Origin of the sequence: Cryobacterium serini (genome assembly GCF_004404025.1) — a bacterium.
GTDB lineage: Bacteria > Actinomycetota > Actinomycetes > Actinomycetales > Microbacteriaceae > Cryobacterium > Cryobacterium serini.
Genome location: NZ_SOHN01000009.1, coordinates 452,449 through 476,275 on the forward strand (window position 1 = coordinate 452,449; position 23,827 = coordinate 476,275).

Sequence of the window (23,827 nt, forward strand, 5' to 3'; positions counted from 1 at the left end):
CCCACCCTAGGGGCGACCGCCGACACGTTCTGCTGCGCGAGCCGGGGCTCTGCTTCGGCGGCCCGGGGAGCGGGGGTTGTGGGGTGAAATCAAAGTTGCACGCTACGGTTGATAACGTCTTCGGCACTCTCGCGCATCGTGCGATTGTTCGCCCGAGCATCCGCTCGCAGTCGTTTGAAAGCTTCGTCCATGTCGACCGTGCTGACCTGGGCGATGACCCCCTTGGCCTGTTCGATCAGAATGCGACTGTTCAGGGCGCGCTGCAACTGTTCATTGACGACGGCGTCTTCTCGCACCGTGCGTTCCTGCAGAATACTGATGGTCGCGATATCGGCCATGGCCTGCCCGATCGCGGCGTCTTCGGGGGTGACGTCGCCGGTATCGGAGCGGAACAGGTTGAGTGCACCGATTGACCGATGGCGGACCCGCATCGGAATGGCATGCACTGAGCGAAATCCCTGCGACAAAGCGGCGGCCGCAAAGTCTGGGTAGGTGTCCAAATACGTTCTGATGTCGCCCAGAGTGACGACTTTGCCAGTGAGATAGCAGTCCACACACGGACCGGCGCCAGCCCGCTGTTGCAGAACCTCCACCAGGTAGCTTTCTTCGCTGGTAGAGGCTACGACCTGGAGCTCCCCACCCGGGTCGGCCAGCAGTATGCCAGCGGCGGTGGCGTCGAGCACTTCGACGCACGCCTCGACCAGGGTATGAAGCACATCAAAAACGTCATATTCGCCCACGAGAGTGTCCGTCAACTTCATGAAGGCGGCGCTCACCAGTGAGGCGCGAGCCATGGTGACCATGAAGAAAGTCTAGAACCTTTACTGAAAATTAGTCAGTTGTCCCGAGTGAATTCGCACCGAGTGAATTCGCACCGAGGAAGACTATAACTCGGTGTTTTGCGGGCTGAAGTGCAGACGCCGTGCGACCACGTCACCTGCAATGGCGCGCACCGTTTTACCGTGGGAGAAGGCGTGGGCGCGCAGCAGCAATAGGGCATCCGTCGGCGTGACGTTCATCTGCACGAGCACCATGCCGGTGGCCTGATGAATTTCCCGGCGCGACAGTGGAGACTCCGCAGGGGCTGTGGACGTCAACGACGTTGCACCGGTGGCGGCCTCCTGCACTCGGAGCAGATGGTCGAGCAGGTTCCAGGCGGTCTCGTTGGCCAGTACCAATGCTTTTGCACGGTCTGTGCGACCAAATGCTCCCGGGGTGGTGCTGTACAGCTCGACGATACCGACATTGAGCGCGCCGAGAATGAGGGGGAAGACGTAGAGCGCTTGGACCGTAGTGTCCATCAGTGCCATGTGGAATACCGGCCACAACGGATGCTCCACCTCTCGAACCCGAGGCTCCAAGACGGGAAGTCGCGTTCGGGCGGCTTCCCAACGCGGTCCCTCGCCGAGATCGAACTGCAGTTCGTCGAGCCGCGCGGCGAGGCGATCGGTGGCACAGACAATGGTTTCGGGTACGGCGCCGCCGAAAACCGAGACGGCAGCGCCGTTCACGGGCAAGGCCTCAAGAAAATGGGCGCACAAAGCAGTGTCCTCGACACCGACTTCGGTACTGGTCCATTCAGCCACGACCTGCCTCCAGGCGTTGGATGGCTTGCGTACTCCAAGGATACGTCCTGCGCACGATCGCGACAATGAATGTTCCCGTGGAGTTCAGCCCGATCGGGCCAGCGAAACGGCCGACGTGGTCAGCCGCAGTGCAGCCAGTAAAAACTCTGCGCCCCGAGCGTGAGGGTGAGAGAGCCTTCATTATCGAAACTGGGAAAGACTGCGCCGCCGAACAGGTCGTACAGCCGCGTCCCGGCCATGTCAACGTCATCGATCGTGAACGCGACGGGGTTGTGGGAGAAACTGAACACGCACATCACCGTTTCTGGCTGATCGCCGAACATGGAACCGGAGCCGGCATAGTTCCGGATGAAAACGAGTACGGATTCGTGGTTGGTGTTGAGCACACGGATGCCGCCCAGCCCGAAGGTCGGATGTGCTTTGCGTACATGGATCACGTTGCGAATCCAGTGCAAAAGTGAACCGGATTGGGCTAGTTGTGACTCCACGTTGGTCTGCGTGAAGTTGTAGACGAGGGACTGCACGATGGGCAGGAACAGTTTGCCGGGATCGGCATCGGAAAAGCCGGCATTGCGATCAGGGGTCCATTGCATCGGCGTACGGGAACTGTCCCGGTCAGACAACCAGATGTTGTCGCCCATTCCGATCTCGTCGCCGTAGTAGAGAAACGGGCTACCGGGAAGGGCAAAGAGCAGGGCATGGGCCAGCTCGAGTTCGGCTCGGGAGTTATCGAGCAGGGGGGCCAGTCGTCTGCGAATGCCAATATTGGCGCGCATTCGTGGATCGTAGGCGTACCAGCCGTACATGGCCTGGCGGTACTCCTCGCTCACCATTTCCAGGGTGAGCTCGTCGTGGTTGCGCAGAAACACGGCCCAGCCGGCACCATCAGGAATGTCGGTCGTTTCGGAGAGAACGCGCACGAGTTCGTTGGCTTGCTGGGAACGCAGGGAGTAGAAGATGCGCGGCATCACCGGAAAATCGAAGGCCATGTGGCATTCCGGTTCTTCGTCGGTACCAAAGAATGCGGCAACCTCGCGCGGCCATTGATTGGCTTCGGCGATCATGACTCGGCCGGGATATTCCCGATCGACCATGGCGCGTAGCCGCTTGACGAACTCGTGGGTGGGTGGTTCACCCTCGCCGTTGCCCTCGTCGGACTCGAACAGGTACGGAATCGCATCCAGTCGAAAGCCATCGACACCAAGATCGAGCCAGAACCGTATGACATCAAAAATGGCTTCCTGCACGGCCAGGTTCTCAAAATTGAGGTCGGGCTGGTGCGAGAAGAAGCGGTGGAAGAAGAATTGCCGACGCACCGGGTCGAAAGCCCAGTTCGATTCCTCGGTATCCGTGAAGATGATGCGAATGTTGGGGTACCGCTCGTCAGTGTCGCTCCACACGTAGAAATCTCCGTAGGGCCCATCAGGGTCCTCACGGGATTGCTGAAACCATTCGTGCTGGTCGGACGTGTGATTTAGTGGAAAGTCGATCACGATGCGCATGTTGCGTTCGTGTGCCTTGGTCACGAGGTCTTTGAATTCCTCGAGGGTGCCGAATTCCGGCAAAATGGTGCGGTAATCGGCCACGTCGTAGCCGCCGTCTTTCAACGGTGAGCTGAAGAACGGTGGAATCCACAGTGCGTCGATGCCGAGCCACTGCAGGTAATCGAGCTTCGACACGAGGCCGGACAGGTCTCCGGAACCGTCGGCATTACTGTCGACGAACGACCGAACCATCACCTCATAGAAGACGGCGCGGCGGTACCACCGCGGATCGAGGGCCAAACCGGGCAGCTGGATGGGTGCGGTGAAGCTCACGGCTTTCCTTCCGTCCGCGCGAAAGGGCTCTCTCGACGCGTGTGGTGGCTTGAGTCTAGATCGGCCACCCCGATGCACGTCCAGCCTTGCGTAAGTGTCGCGCCTAAACTAGGGCCGATGATCGTTTCTTCTCCCTACGACAAGCTTTTGCGGCGCCTGCCGGTGCGTGAGCTCACCGCATCCGTTCCCGGCAGTGACCGCCAGAGTGCGGACACGCGGTACTGGGACTACGGTGACCCCGCCGCGGCGACAACCCTCGTACTGGTGCACGGGTTTCGGGGAGATCACCACGGTCTGCAATTGGTCGTGGCTGAACTGTTGGGCGACGGCCTAAATTCGGCTGACCTGCGCATCGTGGCACCCGACCTGCCCGGTTTCGGCGAGTCAGTGCCGCTGCCCGGCGGCGTGCACTCGTTGGAGGCATACGCCAACTGGCTCCAGCAGTTTATCCACCTGTTGGCGCCGGCCGGGCGGCTGGTCGTGCTGGGTCATTCCTTTGGCTCAATCGTGGTCGCTGCGGCCGTGGCCGACGGACTGGTCGCGCACGACGTCATACTGGTCAATCCGATCGCCGCGCCGGCACTGTCCGGGCCGCGCGGTGTGCTGACCCGACTGGCCGTGTTCTACTACTGGAGTGCCGCGAGTCTGCCGGATCGTTGGGGCTATGCGCTGCTGCAGAACCGGGCCATCGTACGCATCATGAGCGTGAGCATGGCCAAGACGCGTGATCCGGCCCTGCGGCGCTGGATCCACAACCAGCACGACCGGTACTTCAGTGCCTTCGCCAACCGGCGGGTCGTGATGGAGGCGTTCGCCGCTTCGGTCAGTCACGACGTGAGCGAGTTCGCTGCGCGAATCCGGCAGCCCACGCTGTTGATCGCGGCCGACAAAGATGACATCACACCGCTTGCCGCGCAGCACCGACTGCAGTCGCTGTTTCCCAACTCGACGCTGCGGGTCATCGACGGGGTCGGCCACCTCATCCACTACGAGAAGCCGAAACCTGCCGCCGAGTTCATCCGTGAATTTCTCGCTGAGGTTCGACCAGCATGAGAATTGTCGTCGATTGCCGCTATGTGCGGTTGGATCACCACGACGGCATCAGCCGATACACTGCTGGCCTGGTCGCCGAACTGGGTCGGTTGCATCCGCTGACCATGCTGATCAGTGACCACCGCCAACTCGGGATGCTGCCCGCCCTGCCCTGGCAGCTCGTGCGTGCCCCGACCAGTCTGTTCGAACCACTCATCGCCCTGACGGTCAACCGACTGCAGCCTGACGTTGTGTTCAGCCCCATGCAGACCATGGGGTCCTGGGGCCGCAAATACCGGCTGTTCCTGACCGTGCACGACCTCATCTACTACCGCAACCGCACACCCCCGCATGACCTCTCACCGTGGATCCGACTGCTTTGGCGCGCCTACCATCTCTCCTGGTGGCCACAACGGATGCTGCTGAACGGCGCCGACGGCATCGTGACCGTTTCCGAGACCACCCGTTCACTGATTTCCGAGCATCACCTCACCCGGCGGCCGGTCACCGTGGTGCCGAACGCCGCCAACACCGTTCCCGGCGTCCCCACCCACCGAAGTGTCCCGGAAACGACCCGCTTGATTTACATGGGGTCTTTCATGCCCTACAAGAACCTCGACACGCTGGTCATGGCTCTGGCCGACCTGCCAGATTACGAGCTGCACCTGCTCAGCCGGGTATCGGCGACCGAACGGGCACGGCTGACCCGGTTGGTACCGCAAGCCCGGCTGGTCTTCCATGACGGGGTGACCGATGAGGAGTATCACCGCCTGATGCGCTCGGCGACGGCACTCGTGACCGCCTCGCTCGATGAAGGCTTTGGAATTCCCCTGGTCGAGGCGATGAGCCTCGGCATACCCGTCGTGGTCAGTGATATTCCTATCTTTCGTGAGATCGGCGGAGCTGCCGCGCTGTACTTCGATCCGCGCAGTGCTGACGCACTCGCTGCAGCCGTGCGTCGCCTGGCGATGCAGGGGGAGTGGCAAACGCGCTCGGCCCTATCGATCGAACAGGCCGCTCGGTTCACCTGGGCGGCGTCAGCTCGCACGCTGCTCCGGGTGCTGGCGGGGACGAAACCCATCGCGTAGCGGGTACCGCAACTCGACCGGTCGCGTCGCGGAACGGGAGACCGAGTGCCTCCCTCCGACACAGCACCTCCGGACGTTTAGACGTCGAGGGTCAGGGCGCTATCGGCGGGGGGTCTCGCCGCGCTCGCCGGGCGATCGGGTCGTCGCATCGAAGTGGGTCAGTGATAGCTGATCGTTCTCCCACCGAAAGTCGTGCACCGAGCCATTGGCGATGAACTCGCCGTGCCTCGGGCGATCGCCGTCGGTGAGGTGACGCAGCAACGTTCCAATGATCCCGCCATGGCTCAACACCAGAACGGACTGCCCGGCGCGAACGTCGGCCAATGCCGCCAACGCTGCGAGTACCCGGTCGACGACGTCGCTGCGAGTTTCGAGGCCGGGAACGGCCATACCGTCCGGAAACCGGTGCTGGCGTTCAGCGAAGGTGAGCCCCTCGATGGCGCCATGGTGGCGTTCGGTGAGGGAGGCAACCACTTCGGGTTCGTCCAGTCCGAGTTCGGCGGCAATGATTGTGGCCGATTCAGCGGCGCGCAGCAGCGGGCTGGTTACTATCGCATTCCAACGTCGGTTCTTCAGGCGTGCCGCTGCCGCAACAGCCTGCGCCCGCCCAGCAGCGTTGAGCGGGATATCCGTGCGGCCCTGAATGCGGTGGTGCAGATTCCAATCGGTCTGGCCGTGGCGCACGATTGAGAAAATAGTCGTACGTGGTCCACCAGTCGGATCGGCGCTTCGCGGGGCGGACACCAACGGTCAGCCCAGCAGGCGTTCGGTCAGGGCCGCGAGGGTTTCAGAAGTTCCGGCTTCGAGTTTGTGCAGCGCACGCCCATCACCCTTGGTGACGCCGCGGTTGATGACAATGATGGGCAGCTTGCGCCGGCGAGCCTGTTCCACCAGGCGGATGCCGGAATTCACGGCGAGCGAAGATCCGGCCACGATGAGGGCGTCGGCACCCTGAATCAAAGCGGACGCTTCAAGAAATGTTTCCGTGGGAACGAGCTCACCGAAAAATACGACGTTGGGCTTGAGCATGCCCCCGCAAACCGTGCAGTTCGGCACGACGAAGTCATCGATGTTTCCCACGTCGGCATCGCCATCGGGAGCTATCCGAATGCTCTCCGAGTCGCGGAGTACGGGGTTATCGGTTTCGAGTCTCGCAGCGATACTGTCTCGGCCGAACGCCTGGCCACAGGCCAGGCAGATCACCCGGTCGAGGGAGCCGTGCAGTTCGACGACATGGCGTGAGCCGGCCCGGGTATGCAGGCCATCCACGTTCTGGGTGATGACACCGGCGATGGCACCGGCGTTTTCCAAGTTCACCAGCGAGCGATGCCCGAGGTTGGGTTCAGCCTGGCGAAACACTCGCCAACCCAAATGGCTGCCAGCCCAATAGCGTTTCCGCGATCGTTCGTCGGCAATAAAAGTCTGAAAGGTCATCGGAGTGCGGATCGGCGCGCCCTCACCGCGATAGTCCGGAATGCCGGAATCGGTGCTGAGGCCGGCGCCGGTGAGTACGGCGGCACGTTTGCCGCGCAACAGGGTGGCCACAGCATCCACTGCCCGCTCGGAGTCAAGGGCGACCGCCGAGGCGAGCGCAGCGGCGGTATTGGGAGCGCCCACGGGCTCGAGCGCGTCGACCAGCGTCGTTTCGCTGGGCGGGGCCGAGTCGGCTGTCATCGGTGCTCCTTTCACGCAGGGACGGGATGAACCATATGCCCGTGAGTTGATTCTAAACTCGTCTGTTTTCCTGTTTGACTACCCACCTGTCAGGCTTGAGCTCAACCACTCGTCTCGAAAGGCACTTCTTCGTGCAGATCACCCGCATTACCGACCTGTCCAGTGCGGGTCTCGCCGACTATTCGCGATTGACCGATGTCGCCCTGCGGCGGGTTCTCGAACCGGCCGGCGGGCTGTATATCGCTGAGTCACCCAAGGTCATCGCGCGGGCGCTGAACGCCGGGCATCGGCCCCGGTCCCTGCTTATTCAGGAACAGTGGATGGCTGACGCCGAGAGACTGCTGGTCGACTGGCCCGACGTGCCGGTCTACGTGGGGGAGCCCGGCGTGCTGGAGCAGCTCACCGGCTACAACCTGCACCGTGGCGCCCTCGCCGCCATGCACCGCCCGGCGCTGGAACCGGTCGAAGCACTGCTGACAAACGCCCGCCGCATCGTGATCCTCGAAGACATCGTCGACCACACCAACGTTGGCGCCATATTTCGTTCGGTTGCCGGGCTCGGGGCTGATGCCGTGCTGATCACCCCGCGCTGCGCAGACCCGCTCTACCGGCGAAGCGTGCGTGTGAGCATGGGCACGGTGCTGCAGGTACCGTGGACTCGTCTGCCGGAGTGGAGCGTGGCCACCCCGCTGTTGCACGCTGCGGGATTTCATCTGGCCGCCCTGGCGCTGGCCGACAACGCGGTCTCCCTCGACATGTTCGCCGAGGCGGTGCCCGAACGACTCGCCATCATCCTCGGCGCCGAGGGTGATGGGCTCAGCCAGCACGCTTTGGCTGCCGCCGACACGGTCGTGACAATTCCCATGCTGCACGGCGTCGACTCGCTCAACGTTGCTTCGGCCAGCGCGGTCGCGCTCTACGCCCTGCGAGTGCGCTCGTGATCTCGGCGGGTCGGCTGCACGATACGAAGAAGTTAGGCTAATCGGATGTCTCCCTCCCGGCGTGTGCTCCTCCGGCGCAGAAGACTGGCCGTCTTCAGCGTTCTCCTCATTGTGCTGGGCGGAATCGGCTACGTCGGCGCCACCAACCTGGCTCCTATACCGCCCAGCACCGCATCGATCGTGCAGCCGGGCGCTCTCTCCCAACCGGCGGCTGCACCGGCCTGGCCGGCCTTCGGCGCGAGCGCTATCGGCGCGGTCGGTTTTCCCGGTGTTCTGGCCTCGACCGGCGAGCAGGACACGGTGCCGATCGCGAGCATTGCGAAAATGGTCACAGCCCTGGTCATCCTCGATGCCAAGCCACTCGGTGCCGGCGAGGGCGGACCCGAAATTACCTTTACCGACGCCGACGTGGACAGATACTACGACGCGCTCGCCGAGAATGGTTCGGTGGCACCCGTTGTCTCTGGAATGGTGCTCACGCAACGTGAGGCTTTTGAGGCGATGCTGCTGCCGTCGGCTAACAACTATGCGTCTTCCCTCGCAGTGTGGGCGTACGGATCCGTGGACAACTACCTGGAGGCCGCGAAAACCTGGCTGGCCGACAACGCCTTGACCCAGACCAGCATCGCCGACACGAGCGGCCTCTCCGCGTCGAGCGTGAGCAGCCTGGCCGACCTGGTGGAGATCGGCAAGCTCGTCGTCGGCCACCCGGCCCTCGCCGAAATCGTAGCCCTCCCGTCGGCGGTCCTACCGGTCATCGGAACCATTACCAACACGAACAAGCTGCTCGGCCGCGGTGGTGTCGACGGCATCAAGACGGGCACAACGGATGTTGCCGGTGCCTGCCTGTTGTTCTCGACCGATTTCACTATCGGAAGCAGCGCGGTCACCCTTGTTGGCGTGGTTCTCGGGGGGGACACGCACTCCGAGCTTAATTCTGCGATCGCCGCGCTGATCGCAAGCATCCAGCCTGGCTTCCACGAGGTCGTCTTGGCCGAAGAAGGCGCAGTGTTCGGCAGCTACAGGACTCAGTGGGGCGACGTGAGCGACATTGTCGCCGAGCGGGCGGCATCGGTTCTGGTCTGGTCGGACTCACCGATCGCGGGGGCCGCGACGGCCAAGGACGTGCAACTCGGCCGGGCCGGCGATGAGGTCGGCGAGGTGTCCTTCACAATCGGTACTGCAATACCCACTACGGTAACTGTGCCGCTCGAATTGCAGCGCACCCTCACGGATCCCGGTCCGGCCTGGCGCATGGGGCACCCCGGCGAGCTCGCCGCCGGTTGACCTCAGTGCGCCGAACCCGCCGTTTTCGCAAACGTCCGGCGCCGGCGCAGCGGGTCAGACCGTCGGCAGGGTGAAGGGTCCGGCGTCTGGTCGTTTGGGCGTCACATGGTCGCCGGAGGACTGGTGACGTAACCGGCGCAGTACCCAGGGAACAAGGTATTCCCGCGCCCAGGCCAGATCTTCTGTGCGAGCCTGGCGCCAGTTGGTACCGAGCATCGGTTCTGGTTCGCTCGGCGCGAGTGAATTCTTCACGTTGAGGGTGTCCAGGACCATGCGTGCCACGGTGTGATGCCCAAGTGCATTCAGGTGTAGCCGGTCGGGCGCCCACATCCGCGGGTCCCGAATTTCCGTGAGCTGCCACATATCGGCCACGAGACAGTCGTACTTCGTGGCAATGGCCCGCAGATTCTCGTTGTAGATCGCGACTTTACCGCGGATGCTGCGAAAGACGGGAGAAAATCCCAGGTCGGCTCCCGTGAACAGCACGACCGTCGCGCCGTCCCGGCGCAGCTGCGAAATCGCTGCCTCACAGCGGGCGGCTATAAGGTCCGGGTCGGCCCCTGGCCGAATCACGTCGTTGCCGCCGGCCGAAATTGTGATCAGGTCGGGGCGCAGGGCCAGGGCCGGCTCGATCTGTTCGTCGGCAATCTGGCCAATGAGTTTGCCGCGCACAGCCAGGTTGGCGTAGGCGAAATCCTCGGTGCCGTCGCTCAAGATCTCGGCCACCCGATCGGCCCAGCCCCGGTAACCGCCGGGACTCTCCTGTTCGGGATCACCGATGCCTTCGGTGAACGAATCGCCGAGGGCGACGTAGCGCGACCATGGATGCTGTTGCTTCGTCATCGACCCAGTCTGTCGGAACAGCCCCCGCTGGTCGAACCCGGCGCACGCGAACGTCGGTGGGCTTTGGTAGATTTGTAAGAAGTGAATACTCCATCGGTTTTCGGTCCAGCCCAGGGAACGAGTGCAGCCGAACACCTGTCGCCGTCCTTCCCCGAACGCGCGGCCTGGGGTACGGCCGGCAAGCTGCGCGCTTGGCAGGCCGAAGCTTTGGAAGCGTATTTCGTGCACGAACCTCGCGACTTTCTGGCCGCGGCTACGCCGGGCGCCGGCAAGACCACATTCGCCCTGCGACTAGCCGCCGAACTGCGTTCCCGCCGCACCATCGACCGCATCACTGTCGTTGCGCCCACCGAGCATCTCAAGAACCAGTGGGCAGATGCCGCAGCGCGCGCGGGCATCCGTCTCGATCCCATGTTCAAGAACGCAGACCGCAGCTATGGCAGCCACTATCACGGTGTCGTCGTGACCTACGCGCAGGTAGCGGCTCGCGCAGCCCTGCACAAACAGCTCACCGAGTCGAGTCGCACCCTTGTCATCCTCGATGAGATCCACCACGGGGGAGACGCCCTGAGCTGGGGCGACGCGATCCGGGAGGCCTTCGGGCCGGCTACCAGGCGCCTGTCGCTGACCGGTACCCCGTTCCGGTCCGACACCGCGCCGATTCCCTTCGTCAGTTATCTGCCTGACAAGCACGGTATCCGCATGTCGCAAAGCGACTATGCCTACGGCTATGGCCGCGCCCTCGCCGATGGCGTGGTTCGCCCGGTGATGTTCATGGTCTATGCGGGGCATATGAAGTGGCGCACCCGGGCCGGTGATGAAATGGAAGCCAAGCTCGGCGAGGGCAATACCAAGGACATCACCAGCCAGGCCTGGCGCACGGCGCTCGAGCCCAGCGGGCAATGGATTCCGTCGGTATTGCGCGCCGCGAACTCTCGCCTGACCGAGGTGCGGCACGGCATCCCGGATGCCGGTGGTCTCGTCATTGCCACCGACCAGACCGCCGCTCGTGCCTACGCGGTCATTCTCGAGGACATCTGCGGTGAACCGGTCACGATCGTGCTCTCCGACGAGAAGGAGTCGAGTGACCGCATCGACGAGTTTTCCAAGAACACCCGTCGGTGGATGGTTGCCGTGCGCATGGTGTCGGAGGGCGTCGACGTTCCGCGCCTCGCCGTCGGCGTTTATGCCACCAGTGCGGCCACCCCGCTGTACTTCGCACAGGCGATTGGCCGGTTCGTGCGGGCTCGCCGGCGTGGTGAGACGGCATCCATCTTTCTGCCGAACGTTCCCGGCCTGCTCAGCCTTGCCAACGCGCTCGAGCTCGAGCGGGACCACGCCCTCGACCGCAGCAACCGTGACGACGGCGACGACGGTATGTACAACCCCGAAGACGCCATGGTCGCTGCAGCGAACAAGGAAGACAAGGCCTCCGACGATCTCGGCGAAAACGATCTCACCTGGCAGGCGCTTGACTCCCAGGCGACCTTTGACATGGTCATGTTTGACGGAGACGAGTTCGGAGAGCTCGCTGAGCCGGGCACCGACGAAGAATTCGACTTCATCGGTATTCCCGGTCTGCTCGAGCCGGAACAGGTGTCGGAGTTGCTGCGGCAACGCCAGTCCCGTCAGTCGAAACGGTCGACCGACAAGCGCAAGGATCCGGTGACGGGCGACATCGCCCCGCTCGAGCCGCCGCCCCTGTATCGCACTCTCAAAGAACAGCGCACGCTGCTGTCGAGTCTTGTCGGCATGTGGTCCAAACTCGCCAACGAACCGCACGGCATGATTCACGCCGAACTCCGTCGGCTGTGCGGTGGCCCGGCCGTCGCCCAGGCTAGTGTCACGCAGCTGCAGATGCGCATTGACCTGCTCCGCCGCCGCCTCGGGCGCAGCTAGCGCTGGTCCGGGCCGCGGCTACACCGATCTAATCAGTGCGTTAGAGGCAGCGACCCGGCGAACGCACGTTTTCGCCCGATCAAACGATGGGGGCCATCCCGGCATGCACGACAAGAGTTCTAATATGTGACGACGGTGGCAGCGTCCCCACACAGAAGCAGGTTCTATGTCCTCGCACAGGTGTAACTGCAGACCCTTGCAATTTTTCTGCTCGAATCGCATAAACTCCTTGGTAACGAGGGAGTTTGTTAATGGAATCGAAGAAGCCGGAACTTGACCGGGTTGATCGCGCGCTGTTGCGCGCCCTGTCGGTCAACGCCAGGGCTTCGGGGGCGGCCCTGGCGAGCGAAATCGGCGTCGCCGAGTCCACGGTGTCCCTGCGCCTGCGCCGCCTGCAGCAGCTCGGCCACATTCGTGGTTACCGGGCCAACATCGACCTGGCTGCGCTCGGTGCGAGCTTGCAGGCCCTCATTTCCGTGCGACTGGCCAAGCACGCCAGGGTGCAGATCGATGACTTTCGCAACGCCGCCCCGCACTGGCCGGGCGTGATCGGGCTGTTCCACACCGCCGGCGCCGACGACTACCTGCTGCACGTTGCCGCAGCGGATGCCTCACACCTGCGTGACTTTGTGCTGGAACACCTCGCGGAGCATCCGGCCGTCGCTCACACCGAAACGAACCTGATCTTCGAATATGTCGATGGCGACGGTTGGCAAGACCTGGTGAAGTAGGGCGGATCGGCCCGGTCCGCTCGCGTTTACCGACGCCACGAGAGCCCTCAACCAGCACGTGGTCATACCCATCCAGCATTAAAGCAAGAACGCCCCCCGCAAAAGCGGGAGGCGTTCTTCGCAAGCTCTATTTAGAGGGCGCGGATGTTCTCGGCCTGAGGACCCTTGGGGCCCTGGGTTACCTCGAACTCGACCTTCTGGTTCTCATCGAGGGACTTGTAGCCATTCGACGCGATCGCGGAGTAGTGCGCGAAAACATCGGCGCTTCCGTCGTCGGGTGCGATAAAGCCGAAGCCCTTTTCAGCGTTGAACCATTTCACGGTACCTGTTGCCATTTGTAAAACTCCTCCAGGAGTGTAAGACCGGCCCCGACTGTCGGGACCGTTCGTCGCGGTATTCGTCGTCCGCTTCCGAAAGGAATGTGGCGCACAAACCGCGATCCAATTGAATCACAGTCGATGCGTTTAAGACGTGCAAGCACTACAACTTCGAGTCCAACACTAGCCCACAAGTCTGGACGGTTTCAAAGTTCCCGGCCTTTTTTACATGAAAGTGTTACGTTTTCGAGCAAATTCGCCTGAACTCCGGGGCGACCAGTGCCCGGCGCGGTCCCGGACGCCCGTTGGCCGAAACTGGTTACGGCGTGTCATTCTGCTGTCACGAAGTCGATCAGATGCTCCACGCGCCCTAGCAGTTGTGGTTCCAAATCGGCAAAGGTGCGCACCTGGCCGAGAATTCGCTGCCAAGCCCTGGCGATGTCTGCCTGTTCCTCGTGCGGCCAGCCGAGCGCGTCGCAGATGCCGTGTTTCCACTCGATGCTCCGCGGGACCTCGGGCCAGGCAGTGAGGCCGACCCTGGCTGGTTTTACCGATTGCCACACGTCGACGAACGGATGCCCCACCACGAGCACGTTCGCAGCGAACGGCCCGCGCGCCGCGGCCTCCGCGATGCGACTCTCCTTGGACCCGGGCACGAGGTGGTCTACCAACACGCCCACCCGACGTGCCGAGCTCGGTCGGAATTCACGGAGGATCGCATCGAGGTTGTCGACCCCCTCGATATATTCAACGACGACGCCTTCGAGGCGCAGGTCTGCGCCCCAGATCTTTTCCACCAGTTCGGCATCGTGTCGCCCCTCGACGAAGATGCGGCTGGCGCGCGCGACGCGAGCGGGCACGTTGGGCACGGCGGTCGAGCCTGAAGCCGTGCGCACCCGACCCAGGGCGGCGGCCATGGTCGGTGCAATCAGTGTGACGGGACGACCGTCGATCAGAAAACCAGAACCGAGCGGAAACAGTCGCAGCTTGCCCTGCCTGTCTTCGAGGGTGACAATTTTCTTTTCCACACGAATGACGGCACCACAAAACCCAGTGGCGGTTTCTTCTACAACCAGGTCTCGGACGGCTTCCTGCGTCGGAATAATGATGCGGCCGGCTTCGCGCCACCCGGGGGAGAGCACGTCTGCACTATATCGATCGTCCATTGCATCGACGCTAGCGGAAGTCCGCGATCGCGCCCGGCATGACGCGGTATTCTGAATGCATGTGTGGTCGACTCGTCATTACCGATTCAGCGCCCGATCTGGCTGCCATGTTCGATATCGAGCATGAAGGCGAAAATCTGCCGGAACCGTCGTGGAACATCCGTCCGACCGACCAGATTCCAATCGTGCTTGAATCGGCCAAAACCGACCCACACGTGCGTCGACTGGAATCAGCACGCTGGTCCTTGATCCCGTCTTTCGCAACGGAGTCGACGTCGAAATTTCCGACCTTTAATGCGCGGGCAGAGACGGCCGCCGAGAAGCCAACCTTCACGGTGTCCGTGCGGTCACGGCGCGCTCTGGTTCCGGCCACGGGCTACTTCGAGTGGAACACCGAGGGCGCCGTGAAGACCCCGTATTTCATCCAATCCGACGACGGACTTCCCCTCGCCTTCGCAGGCCTGTACTCCTGGTGGAAGAACCCGGCCGCCGCCGACAGCGATCCATCGCGCTGGGTATTGTCCGCGACCATCCTGACGACTGATGCCCGGGGCCCGCTCGCGCAGATCCACGACCGTACACCCGTTGCCCTCCCAGAAGAGTGGTGGGACCACTGGTTGGACCCGGCTACCGCGGGCGACCAAGGCCTCGTTGATGCCGCCGTCGCAGCCTCCCGGATAGTCGTAGAGTCGCTCAATTTCCATGAAGTCGGCCCCGTGACCGGAAACGGCCCTGAACTGATCGAGCCGATCACGAACGACTCGATGTAACTGCATCAGGCCCTAACCGGTACGCTCAATCCAGTACGAATAAGCCGTACGCTCAAACCAGTGACTGGCGAAATTGCCGGGCGCTGCCGTGAAAGGAACACCCATGAACATTGTCGCCTTCGTCGTCGCTTTCGCGATTTTCGTTTTCGGTTTCTGGCTGTTCGGCCTGGCTTTCTCGGTCACGGCCCTGATGGGACCGATCTTCATTGCCGGAATCCTCTGCGTGTCCATCGCCATGGCAATCCCGTTCCACCTGCTGCGCGACTAAGTCACCAGCGGCTCGTTTTCGTGAGTCGGCTGAGCTCATCAAGGCAGGGATTTGGCTACCGGGCCGGCCAGAACCGCGAAGGCGACGGCCGCATTGGCCGCGAAGAGACTCGCGAGCCCGGACAGCAAGGTCAGGAGTTCTGAAACTACCCACGACGGATCTTCACGGGTAGCGTATCTGATCGTGGCGGACAATGGCCCGTCACCCACCCAGCCCACCCTCGGCGCGGTATCAGAATCACGCGGTACCGTTGGTTTTTGATCGATTCAGTATTGGTCGTCTTCGAACACGGAAAGGTCCCGCCCAGGATGCAAGACAGCCCGGCCGCATCCACCCCCTACGAGGTTCTCGGAGTGAGTCCGACGGCGACCGAGGACGAGTTACGTCGCGCCTACCGACTGCTGTTACGCCAAACCCATCCCGATGTCGGCGGCAGCGCGATCAGATTTCACGCCGTGCAACTCGCTTGGGAACGCGTTGGAAGTCCACAAAACCGGGCCGCTTACGATCGTCGTCGCTTCGGTGACCCCGAGCAGGCCGTTCCAACGGATGCCTACGCCGCCCCCTCCGGCCGCGGCCCGGCCACAAAATCCAGCCTGAAAACCCGCATGCACGGTCATCCCGGTGGCCAGGCGCGGCTGAGATACCTCGATCTAGTGCGCGAATGGGCTGGCCGCGGTACGGTCATCGACGACCCGTATGCCCCCGCGTTCGTCCGTAGCGCCCCGAAACTCGTACGGCACTGCCTCGCGAAAGCTCTGGCAGAGGAGGTCACAGCCCAGCTTGTGGCCAATCTCGGTATCGGTTTCACTGCGTGGCATGACATCGACACCGGTAGCCAGACCGACAAACTTGATCACATTATCCTCGGGCCGGCCGGACTGTTTGGAATCTTGTCCGAAGACTGGGGCGCACCCGTACAGCTTCGCCGCGGCGAATTGATCGGCGACGAACTGCCGGAGGAGGATCGCCCGATCCACCAGTACGAGGCTGCCGCCCGCTCAATCAGCCGGGCACTGAAGGTACGCTTCACCGCGCTCATCGTCGTGCTGCCCGACATCGCCCTTGACCAACCGGTATCGCTGCCCAAGCGTGGTCGAAGGCCGATGATTATCGTGATTCCGCGGTCACGCCTGGTCGGCGTGCTGCGTGAGGGACTGGCCGGCATGGAACGCGGCAGCTTTGAAAAGGTCTTCGAGTTGCGCAGCACCCTGCAAAACGGTATCCGTTTCGTCAATACCTAGTCTTTTCGGTCACCGCGGTGATCACGCAGGCAGGGCTAGCTTCTCGACCCAGTAGCGCAGAAATGTTGCCCCGGCCTCATCATGGATCTGGTCTCCGATCACGATCACCCGGTAGGGACGGTCCAGAATGCCATCGGATGGCCGCACGTCAACGTGAGAGACGTCGTAGCCGGCTTCGTACAGGTGATCGGCCATGCGATAGTCGCTGCGGGAATCGCCCATTGATCGCCACAGCCGGGGCAACGGTCCGCTCTCGGCGAAGTAGGCGAGGGCACGCTTTGCCGCATGATCCTTATCGAGCGTGACCGACTCGATGTCGGTTGAGATGATCGTGGCGTCGAGCCGAAACGGTATCCGACCGAACTCGTCGGGCGACCGGCGATCGTCGAACCGCACGCCGAGCCCGTGCTGCACCATGATGGCAAAGGCGGCTTCGTTGAATTCGACTTGGCGTGCGAGAAATTTCGCATGGCTCACATCGGTGCGCTGTTCGACCGAGATCATCGCCTGCTTGGTTTCGTCAAAGAACATCTCGGCTGCGAACGAGTCGGAGACCAGCTGGCGCACCCCGTCAATGGCGGCCATCGGCAGGGCAACGCTCTGATCGACGACGACGTCCCCCATGCCGTTCGCTCCGATTGGAAACCACACCGCGCCCTTCTCGCAGACGCCGTACATTCGAAAGGTCTCTGGCAGGCCGGCCGCGACGAGCGGGGCGACCACCTGCTCGCGAATAAATTCGGCTGACCGCCCGGTGATGAACGCGATCGGCACGTGCCCGGCCGCCAGTGTGATCAAATCGGCCAGGATGCTCGGCGTTGAAATACTGCGCGTGATCGGGCTCGCAATTGGGCCGTCAACGTCGAGGAGAAGTCCGAGCGGGGAAACGGGAATTGACATTTTGCCATTGTCCCATAGGAGGCGGAAGAGATTCCGGCATCGATCGGGCCAGCGGATGCTGCGGCCACGCGCGCGAGCGCTTATCGTTGTCTGTGATGATTACGCGACGAGAAGTAGCACTGCGCCTGGATATCCCGCTGGAAATGGCGACACGTCACGGGATTCCCTCGCGCCTCAGCGAGGGCCAGCTGGCTAAACTCGAAGCCGAGCCGCCGGTTTGGCTGGTGCAGTCGCGCGCCAATCGCACCGGCAAGAAGCCCGTCTGGGTGCAGCTCACCTGCAGTATCTGTGGGTACACCGAAGCCGTGCGTCCAAAGAAATGGTGGCCGACGTTCACCTATATCAGTTGTTCGAATCACGGCTTCGACGAATTGCCCGAGCCGGCCGCCGGATTCGGCCGCACCGAGTGCGATGGTATCGGCAGTCAATTCATTGGAATCACCGACGCGGCACCTGACCAGCTCGAATCCGTCTGATCCTCTTCCGGCACCTGAAAGTACGCTGATCTCACCACCGAGGCGCAGGCCCGAGGCGTACGATCGCGATATGAATCCGAATGCGCTAGAGCGTTGATCGTGTCACGCAATTCTCTCAAATGGCTCCCCGCCGTTGTCGTACCGGCGGTCGTGGTCGCCGCAGTCATCGCCGTGCCGCTCCAGGCCGGTGCCGCCGTTGATCTACCCGATAAGACACCCGAGCAGGTTCTCCTCCTGGTGCACGACAGCACCGTGTCGGCCTTCTCCGGAACGGTTTCCCAATCGTCTGATCTCGGTCTCCCCACCCTGGATCTCAGTGCGGGCATGACCGAATCCCTGAAGAAATCCATGGCGGAGTCCATGCCGGAAGGCGCGGCCGAATCTGTCCCCGGAGAGTCGACCATCGGGGCACTGAGCACGGCACTCGAGTTGCTCAGCGGCTCCCACGAGTTCCGAGTGTATGTCGGCGGCGAAAACCACTCGCGCGTGCAGATCAAGGACCGCATGGCTGAGCGTGATGTCGTACACAACGGGAACGATGTGTGGCTGTATGACTCGAACAGCAACGCAGCGACCCACTTGAGCGTGCCGGCCGATTTCGCTGCTACCGCTGAGTCGACGTTCGCCGAGCTAAAGTCGGAACTCCCCACCGACCTCTCGACCCCGGCGCAGCTCGCCGAGCGTTTTCTCAGCCAGCTGGACCCGAGTACGACGGTCTCGGTCGGCACGGACGCTCGGGTTGCTGGACGCAGTGTGTACCAGCTGGTGCTCACGCCGAAAGCAGCTGACAGCCTCGTCGAATCCGTTTCGATCGCGGTCGACTCTGAGACCGGTCTACCTGTTCAGGTGACCGTGCTGGCCGAGGGCCAAAGCGCACCGGCGCTGCAGGTCGGCTTCACGGCCATTGATTTTGCCGCTCCCGACGCCGACCTGTTCGATTTCGTGCCACCGACCAACGCCACGGTGACGGAGCAGGCCATTCCGGCCCTGCCCGACCGCGCTATCGGTGACCACACCGAGGCGCAGAGCCCGACAGCGGATGAACTGCCCCGTGTCACGGGAAACGGTTGGTCCAGTATCGTTGAGGTGCCCGCAGCCGCCGTACCGGCCGAGCTCGGCGACAACCCCCTGATCGACCAGCTGACCAGCGCTGTCGAGGGAGGCCGCGCCCTGACGACATCCCTCATGACGGTGTTCCTGGCCACGGACGGGCGGGTGTTCGCCGGCTCGGTTCCGCTTGCCCAGCTCCAGGCAGCCGCAGAGTGATCGTCACCGCAATGACGCGCATCACACTGTGACCGGCGATACCCCGGCTCTCGACCTCGCGATCGAGAGCCGGGGTCTCACCAAACGGTTTGGCCCGCAAATCGCTGTGAACGGCATTGACCTCGCGGTTCCCCGTGGCTCGGTCTTTGGCTTCCTGGGTCCGAACGGTTCGGGTAAGACCACCAGCATTCGCATGTTGCTGGCACTCACCCAGGCGACCAGCGGCTCAATCACCGTGCTCGGCCACAGCATGCCAGCCCGCCTGCACGAGGTGTTGCCCCAGGTAGGCGCCCTCGTTGAAGGACCGGCGTTTTATCCCTTCCTTTCCGGAGCGGCCAACCTGCGCCGCCTCGACACCGCCGATCGGCACGCACCGAGCAGTACCCGGCGTGCGCGGGTGCAGCAGGCCCTTGAACGGGTCGGGCTCTCCCATGCAGCGGACAAGAAGGTTCATGCGTACTCGCTTGGCATGAAGCAGCGGCTCGGCATCGCCAACGCCCTGCTGCTCCCGCGACAACTTCTAGTCCTCGATGAACCCACGAACGGCCTCGACCCCCAGGGCACCCGGGAGGTGCGCAGCCTTGTGCGCTCACTGGCCGCAGAGGGAACGACCGTGTTCGTCTCAAGCCATCTGCTCGCCGAGGTTGAGCAGATGTGCACGCACGCCGCCGTGATGAGTGCGGGGCGCCTCGTCGCCCAGGGCACGCTGGCGGCGCTGCGACAGGTCGGTGAGACCCGGGTGCGTGTGCGCACGCCGGATGCCCCGGGCGCGATCCGTGTGCTCACCCACCTGGGGCTGGAGCCCGCGCGCAGCGTGCTTGACGATGCTGACCCGGTCGTGGTCGCGCCGCTCGTCGGTACCCACTGGCAGCCCGAGGCCATCGTGACGGCGCTCGTCGCCGGCGGGGTGCGTATCCGCGGCTTCGCCATCGAGGAACCGAGCCTCGAAGAACGTTTTGTCGCCCTGACCGGGGAGGGTTTTGATGTCGTCCAGTGATGTTCTGCCAGCGGCCGGCCGCAGCGATATTCCGGCGCGCCGCGGGGGTGGCTGGGACCTGCTCGGTTCCGAAATTTCCGTGCTGTTTCGCCGTCGCCGGACCTGGGCCATGTTGGTCGCCGTGGCGCTGATCCCGGTACTGCTTGCCGTCGCCGTTCGTCTGTCGTCCTCCACGCTGAACCCGGGGGAGGGGCCGCCGTTTCTTGATCGGGTGACCCAGAACGGCCTGTTCGTCGGCTTCACCGCAATGGTCGTTGCCATCCCCCTATTCCTGCCTCTCACCATCGGTGTGGTGGCCGGAGACACGATCGCCGGAGAGGCCGGCCTCGGTACCCTCCGCTACCTGCTGGTAGCGCCAGCCGGCCGGGTACGGCTGTTGTTGGTCAAGTACGCGGGCGCGGCTCTGTTCTGTCTCGTAGCGACGCTGACCCTCACCGTCTCGGGTGCGCTCATCGGGGCAGCCCTGTTCCCGGTTGGACCGGTCACGCTCTTATCGGGCGACACCATCAGCGTCACCGAGTCGCTGTTGCGCTCGCTGCTGGTCGCCGCCTATGTCACCGTATCCTTGCTCGGCTTGTCGATGATCGGGCTGTTCATCTCCACTCTCACCGATGTTCCCGTGGGAGCTATGGCGGCGACGATCGTGGTCTCGGTCGTCGCGCAGATCCTCGATGTCATTCCGCAACTGTCCTGGCTGCATCCGTGGCTGTTCAGCCACTATTGGCTCGGTTTCGCCGACCTGCTCCGGCAACCACTCGACCTCAGCTCGTTCGGTCAGAACGCGATCGTGCAGGTCTGTTACCTGGCAGTTTTCGGAGCGTTGGCATATAGCAGGTTTGTGACCAAGGACATTTTGTCCTGACCATCCACGCGACCGTAGGGCGATCGCTTAACGAGACAAGGCCGGATCCAAAGGATCCGGCCTTGTGAACTGTCTCAACCAGTCCTCGTTGATCTCTTAAAAGAAATCTCCGTGTCCGAGATGGGAATTGAACCCACACGCCCTTAACGGGCACTGGCACCTCAAGCCAGCGCGTCTACCAATTCCGCCACCCGGACTGGGTGAAACGGCCTCCGGATGAACCGGCTGCCGAGGTAATAACTTAGCACGGATTAGAACCCCCGATGTGTCACTGCCGACAGCGCCGACGGGTAGCGTTTATTCATGGCTTCCTTTTCGAACGTGCCCCCGGCCTCGAGTATCCCTGGTTCAGCGGGTACCCCAACCGCAGACATCCCCCAGAAACTCGACCTGACCGCCGAACTCGCGCGTGATCTCATCCGTTTCGACACGACGAACTACGGGGGAGGCCGTTCCAACGGCGAAACGGATGCCGCCGAGTACGTTGCCGAGAAACTGCGAGACCTCGGCCTCGCGCCGGAACTCTTTGATTCCGAACCGGGCCGAACCAGCGTCATCGCCCGGGTCAAGGGCCGTGATGCGTCCCGGCCGGCTCTCGTCGTGCACGGCCACCTTGACGTCGTGCCGGCCGATCCGGCGAACTGGAGCGTCGACCCGTTCGGCGGCGTCATCAAAGACGGCCTGCTGTGGGGGCGAGGCGCTGTCGATATGAAAAATATGGACGCGATGATTTTGGCTTCTCTGCAGGACGTGATTGGTGCCAATGGTGCGCCGGAGCGTGACCTCGTTATCGCCTTTTTCGCCGACGAAGAGGCCGGCGGTGTGCTCGGCTCGCACTTTCTTGTGCACGAGCATCCCCACCTGTTCGATGGAGCGACCGAAGCCATCAGCGAGGTCGGCGGGTACTCGATCACTCTCGGCGGCAAACGCGCCTACCTGCTGCAAACCGGCGAAAAGGCGCTGATCTGGGTCAAACTCGTCGCGCGCGGCGAGGCCGGGCACGGCTCTCGTATCCACCCGAACAACGCTGTCACCCGGCTCGCCGAGGCAGTGGCGAAACTGGGTCGACACGAATGGCCGATTCGGCTGACCGACACGACCGAGCAATTACTCGGTGAAATTGCTCGAATTCTCGGTGTTGATCCGCAGACGGTCGGCCCGGACGAGCTCGCCCTGGCAACCGGCACAGCGTCCGGCTTCATCCAGGCCAGCCTGCGAACGACAACCAACCCCACCGGCCTGACCGCCGGGTACAAGCACAATGTCATTCCCGACACGGCCGAAGCCCTCATCGACATCCGCTCGCTGCCGGGGGAAGAAGACTTCGTGCTCGCCCAAATTCAGGAGATCGTTGGTCCGGACATCGGCATCGTCACGATGCACCGCGACATCGGTCTCGAGACCGAATTCAGGGGGCCGCTGATCGACGCCGTTGTGAGTACCCTGGAACGCCACGATCCCGGCGCACCCGTGCTGCCCTACCTGTTGTCCGCGGGAACCGACAATAAGGCGCTCAGCACCCTCGGCATCAAGGGCTACGGTTTTGCGCCGCTTCGCTTACCGGCCGACTTGGACTTTCCAGCAATGTTCCACGGAGTGGACGAGCGGGTACCGCTTGACGCACTAGTGTTTGGCAGGCAGGTTTTGACCGACCTGCTGTCACAATATTGAAGCTGTAAAGCGCCGCCCGACACCGTCAGTACGGGTTCCCCGAGTATTTTGAGTAATCCGAGAAAGCGAAGCGTGTGGACTTTCTGAATGCGATCATTCTGGGCCTCGTTCAGGGGTTGACCGAGTTCCTCCCGGTGTCGTCGAGCGCGCACATCACCATCGTCGGCCAGTTTCTCGGCACCGGCGCAGATCCAGGTGCCCGATTCACGGCCATCACCCAGATTGGCACTGAAGCTGCTGTCGTCATGTTCTTTTGGCGTGATATCGTGCGCATCATCGGCCAGTGGGCCAAGTCGCTCACCGGCAGGGTGTCCCGTAAAGATCCGGATGCCCGCATGGGCTGGTTGATCATTCTGGGATCGCTGCCGATTATCATTCTCGGCCTGTTGTTCCAGAACCAGATTGAAACCGTGCTGCGCTCACTCTGGATAACCGCGACCATGCTCATCGTCTTCGGCGTTCTGCTCGGCATTGCCGATCATGTCGGCGCCAAAAGGCGTCAGCTGCAAGACATCACGGTCGGCCACGGCGCGATCTACGGGTTCGCGCAGGCTCTCGCGCTCATCCCCGGTGTGTCACGGTCCGGCGGTACCATCACTGCCGGGCTGTTCCTCGGCTACGAACGCGCAGCGGCGGCCCGGTATGCGTTCCTGCTAGCTATTCCCGCCGTGCTCGGCAGCGGCTTCTACCAGGTGTACAAGTCCGTCGCTGATCCCTGTCTAGCGGGGGCGACCACGTGCACTCCCGAAATTTTCGGACCGCTCGAAACCCTGGTGGCCACTATCGTTGCCTTCGTGGTGGGCCTCGCCGTGATCGCGTTCTTCATGAACTATATTTCGCGACGCAGTTTTCTGCCGTTCGTGATCTATCGCATCGTGCTGGGCATCGTGCTGTTCGTGCTCCTTGGAACAAACGTCATCTCGGCGTAGTCGGCTCGCGCGACGAACGTCGCATCGAAGCCCCCTCGCAAAGCGATGGCCCTCTGGAAGCTA

General features: G+C 62.8%; 24 protein-coding genes and 1 tRNA gene. 15 read left to right on the plus strand and 10 right to left on the minus strand.

The genetic code is table 11. The annotated features are described in order from the left end of the window. Window positions 1-89: 89 nt before the first annotated feature. The 3 genes from E3T51_RS07660 to treS all read right to left on the minus strand — a co-directional run bounded on the left by E3T51_RS07660 (window position 90) and on the right by treS (window position 3,403). A complete protein-coding gene (locus E3T51_RS07660) occupies window positions 90-803 on the minus strand; it encodes a GAF and ANTAR domain-containing protein (RefSeq protein WP_104192721.1) in 714 nt (237 codons plus the stop codon). 81 nt (window positions 804-884) lie between these two features. Beyond that, a complete protein-coding gene (locus tag E3T51_RS07665) occupies window positions 885-1,586 on the minus strand; it encodes a GAF and ANTAR domain-containing protein (protein ID WP_134529246.1) in 702 nt (233 codons plus the stop codon). Window positions 1,587-1,705: 119 nt separating this feature from the next. Then, window positions 1,706-3,403 carry a maltose alpha-D-glucosyltransferase gene (treS, locus tag E3T51_RS07670; protein WP_104192719.1) on the minus strand — a complete coding sequence of 566 codons (1,698 nt, stop codon included), beginning with the start codon at window positions 3,401-3,403 and terminating at the stop codon, window positions 1,706-1,708. 117 nt (window positions 3,404-3,520) lie between these two features. Here treS and E3T51_RS07675 point away from each other — a divergent pair, with 117 nt between their 5' ends. Continuing rightward, window positions 3,521-4,456, plus strand: a complete 936-nt coding sequence (locus tag E3T51_RS07675) for an alpha/beta fold hydrolase (RefSeq protein WP_134529248.1) — start codon at window positions 3,521-3,523, stop codon at window positions 4,454-4,456. Beyond that, the gene (locus E3T51_RS07680) at window positions 4,453-5,523 is read left to right on the plus strand and encodes a glycosyltransferase family 4 protein (RefSeq protein ID WP_134529250.1); all 1,071 of its coding nucleotides are present in this window, start codon (window positions 4,453-4,455) and stop codon (window positions 5,521-5,523) included. The genes E3T51_RS07675 and E3T51_RS07680 overlap by 4 nt, the downstream gene beginning before the upstream one ends. Window positions 5,524-5,622: 99 nt before the next feature. Here the strand turns inward: E3T51_RS07680 and E3T51_RS07685 are convergent, their stop codons facing one another. Both E3T51_RS07685 and E3T51_RS07690 read right to left on the minus strand, forming a co-directional pair. Beyond that, on the minus strand, window positions 5,623-6,207 hold the full coding sequence (locus tag E3T51_RS07685) for a histidine phosphatase family protein (protein ID WP_241989214.1): 585 nt from the start codon (window positions 6,205-6,207) through the stop codon (window positions 5,623-5,625). Window positions 6,208-6,273: 66 nt separating this feature from the next. Then, a complete protein-coding gene (locus E3T51_RS07690) occupies window positions 6,274-7,197 on the minus strand; it encodes a Sir2 family NAD-dependent protein deacetylase (RefSeq protein WP_134529252.1) in 924 nt (307 codons plus the stop codon). A 131-nt stretch (window positions 7,198-7,328) separates the two neighbouring features. On the opposite strand from E3T51_RS07690, the gene E3T51_RS07695 reads away from it, so the two are divergent. Both E3T51_RS07695 and E3T51_RS07700 read left to right on the plus strand, forming a co-directional pair. Beyond that, a complete protein-coding gene (locus tag E3T51_RS07695; RefSeq protein ID WP_134529254.1) occupies window positions 7,329-8,138 on the plus strand; it encodes a TrmH family RNA methyltransferase in 810 nt (269 codons plus the stop codon). A 45-nt stretch (window positions 8,139-8,183) separates the two neighbouring features. Further along, complete coding sequence (locus E3T51_RS07700) at window positions 8,184-9,425, plus strand: D-alanyl-D-alanine carboxypeptidase family protein (RefSeq protein ID WP_134529256.1); 1,242 nt, start codon at window positions 8,184-8,186, stop codon at window positions 9,423-9,425. A 54-nt stretch (window positions 9,426-9,479) separates the two neighbouring features. Here E3T51_RS07700 and E3T51_RS07705 read toward each other — a convergent pair whose 3' ends face one another. Continuing rightward, complete coding sequence (locus E3T51_RS07705; RefSeq protein WP_134529258.1) at window positions 9,480-10,268, minus strand: SGNH/GDSL hydrolase family protein; 789 nt, start codon at window positions 10,266-10,268, stop codon at window positions 9,480-9,482. 81 nt (window positions 10,269-10,349) lie between these two features. Here E3T51_RS07705 and E3T51_RS07710 point away from each other — a divergent pair, with 81 nt between their 5' ends. Further along, the gene (locus tag E3T51_RS07710) at window positions 10,350-12,167 is read left to right on the plus strand and encodes a DEAD/DEAH box helicase (RefSeq protein ID WP_134529260.1); all 1,818 of its coding nucleotides are present in this window, start codon (window positions 10,350-10,352) and stop codon (window positions 12,165-12,167) included. Between the two features lie 251 nt (window positions 12,168-12,418). Then, entirely contained in the window at window positions 12,419-12,898 is a 480-nt protein-coding gene (locus E3T51_RS07715; protein WP_092107921.1) for an Lrp/AsnC family transcriptional regulator, read from the plus strand. A gap of 131 nt (window positions 12,899-13,029) precedes the next feature. Here E3T51_RS07715 and cspE read toward each other — a convergent pair whose 3' ends face one another. Both cspE and E3T51_RS07725 read right to left on the minus strand, forming a co-directional pair. Further along, complete coding sequence (gene cspE / locus E3T51_RS07720) at window positions 13,030-13,233, minus strand: transcription antiterminator/RNA stability regulator CspE (protein ID WP_035840308.1); 204 nt, start codon at window positions 13,231-13,233, stop codon at window positions 13,030-13,032. Window positions 13,234-13,544: 311 nt separating this feature from the next. Continuing rightward, window positions 13,545-14,381 carry a DUF3097 domain-containing protein gene (locus E3T51_RS07725; RefSeq protein ID WP_134529262.1) on the minus strand — a complete coding sequence of 279 codons (837 nt, stop codon included), beginning with the start codon at window positions 14,379-14,381 and terminating at the stop codon, window positions 13,545-13,547. 59 nt (window positions 14,382-14,440) lie between these two features. Between E3T51_RS07725 and E3T51_RS07730 the strand changes: the two genes are divergently transcribed. The 3 genes from E3T51_RS07730 (at window position 14,441) to E3T51_RS07735 (ending at window position 16,663) form a co-directional block, all read left to right on the plus strand. Beyond that, complete coding sequence (locus tag E3T51_RS07730) at window positions 14,441-15,151, plus strand: SOS response-associated peptidase (RefSeq protein ID WP_166806411.1); 711 nt, start codon at window positions 14,441-14,443, stop codon at window positions 15,149-15,151. A 103-nt stretch (window positions 15,152-15,254) separates the two neighbouring features. Beyond that, a complete protein-coding gene (locus E3T51_RS16730) occupies window positions 15,255-15,419 on the plus strand; it encodes a hypothetical protein (protein WP_166806412.1) in 165 nt (54 codons plus the stop codon). Window positions 15,420-15,676: 257 nt separating this feature from the next. Continuing rightward, a complete protein-coding gene (locus E3T51_RS07735; RefSeq protein ID WP_241989215.1) occupies window positions 15,677-16,663 on the plus strand; it encodes a J domain-containing protein in 987 nt (328 codons plus the stop codon). A gap of 21 nt (window positions 16,664-16,684) precedes the next feature. Here the strand turns inward: E3T51_RS07735 and E3T51_RS07740 are convergent, their stop codons facing one another. Next, window positions 16,685-17,563 carry a hypothetical protein gene (locus tag E3T51_RS07740; protein WP_134529268.1) on the minus strand — a complete coding sequence of 293 codons (879 nt, stop codon included), beginning with the start codon at window positions 17,561-17,563 and terminating at the stop codon, window positions 16,685-16,687. A 95-nt stretch (window positions 17,564-17,658) separates the two neighbouring features. Between E3T51_RS07740 and E3T51_RS07745 the strand changes: the two genes are divergently transcribed. The 4 genes from E3T51_RS07745 to E3T51_RS07760 all read left to right on the plus strand — a co-directional run bounded on the left by E3T51_RS07745 (window position 17,659) and on the right by E3T51_RS07760 (window position 21,164). Continuing rightward, entirely contained in the window at window positions 17,659-18,039 is a 381-nt protein-coding gene (locus E3T51_RS07745; protein ID WP_134529270.1) for a hypothetical protein, read from the plus strand. 99 nt (window positions 18,040-18,138) lie between these two features. Continuing rightward, complete coding sequence (locus E3T51_RS07750) at window positions 18,139-19,305, plus strand: LolA family protein (RefSeq protein WP_134529272.1); 1,167 nt, start codon at window positions 18,139-18,141, stop codon at window positions 19,303-19,305. Window positions 19,306-19,333: 28 nt separating this feature from the next. Next, complete coding sequence (locus E3T51_RS07755) at window positions 19,334-20,302, plus strand: ABC transporter ATP-binding protein (RefSeq protein WP_134529274.1); 969 nt, start codon at window positions 19,334-19,336, stop codon at window positions 20,300-20,302. Then, complete coding sequence (locus E3T51_RS07760) at window positions 20,289-21,164, plus strand: ABC transporter permease (protein ID WP_134529276.1); 876 nt, start codon at window positions 20,289-20,291, stop codon at window positions 21,162-21,164. The genes E3T51_RS07755 and E3T51_RS07760 overlap by 14 nt, the downstream gene beginning before the upstream one ends. A gap of 112 nt (window positions 21,165-21,276) precedes the next feature. On the opposite strand, the gene E3T51_RS07765 is transcribed toward E3T51_RS07760, so the two are convergent. Then, a tRNA-Leu gene (locus tag E3T51_RS07765) sits at window positions 21,277-21,361 on the minus strand. A 106-nt stretch (window positions 21,362-21,467) separates the two neighbouring features. Between E3T51_RS07765 and E3T51_RS07770 the strand changes: the two genes are divergently transcribed. After that, a complete protein-coding gene (locus E3T51_RS07770; RefSeq protein ID WP_134529278.1) occupies window positions 21,468-22,835 on the plus strand; it encodes a M20/M25/M40 family metallo-hydrolase in 1,368 nt (455 codons plus the stop codon). Window positions 22,836-22,909: 74 nt separating this feature from the next. Beyond that, on the plus strand, window positions 22,910-23,764 hold the full coding sequence (locus E3T51_RS07775) for an undecaprenyl-diphosphate phosphatase (protein WP_134529280.1): 855 nt from the start codon (window positions 22,910-22,912) through the stop codon (window positions 23,762-23,764). Window positions 23,765-23,827: the final 63 nt, after the last annotated feature.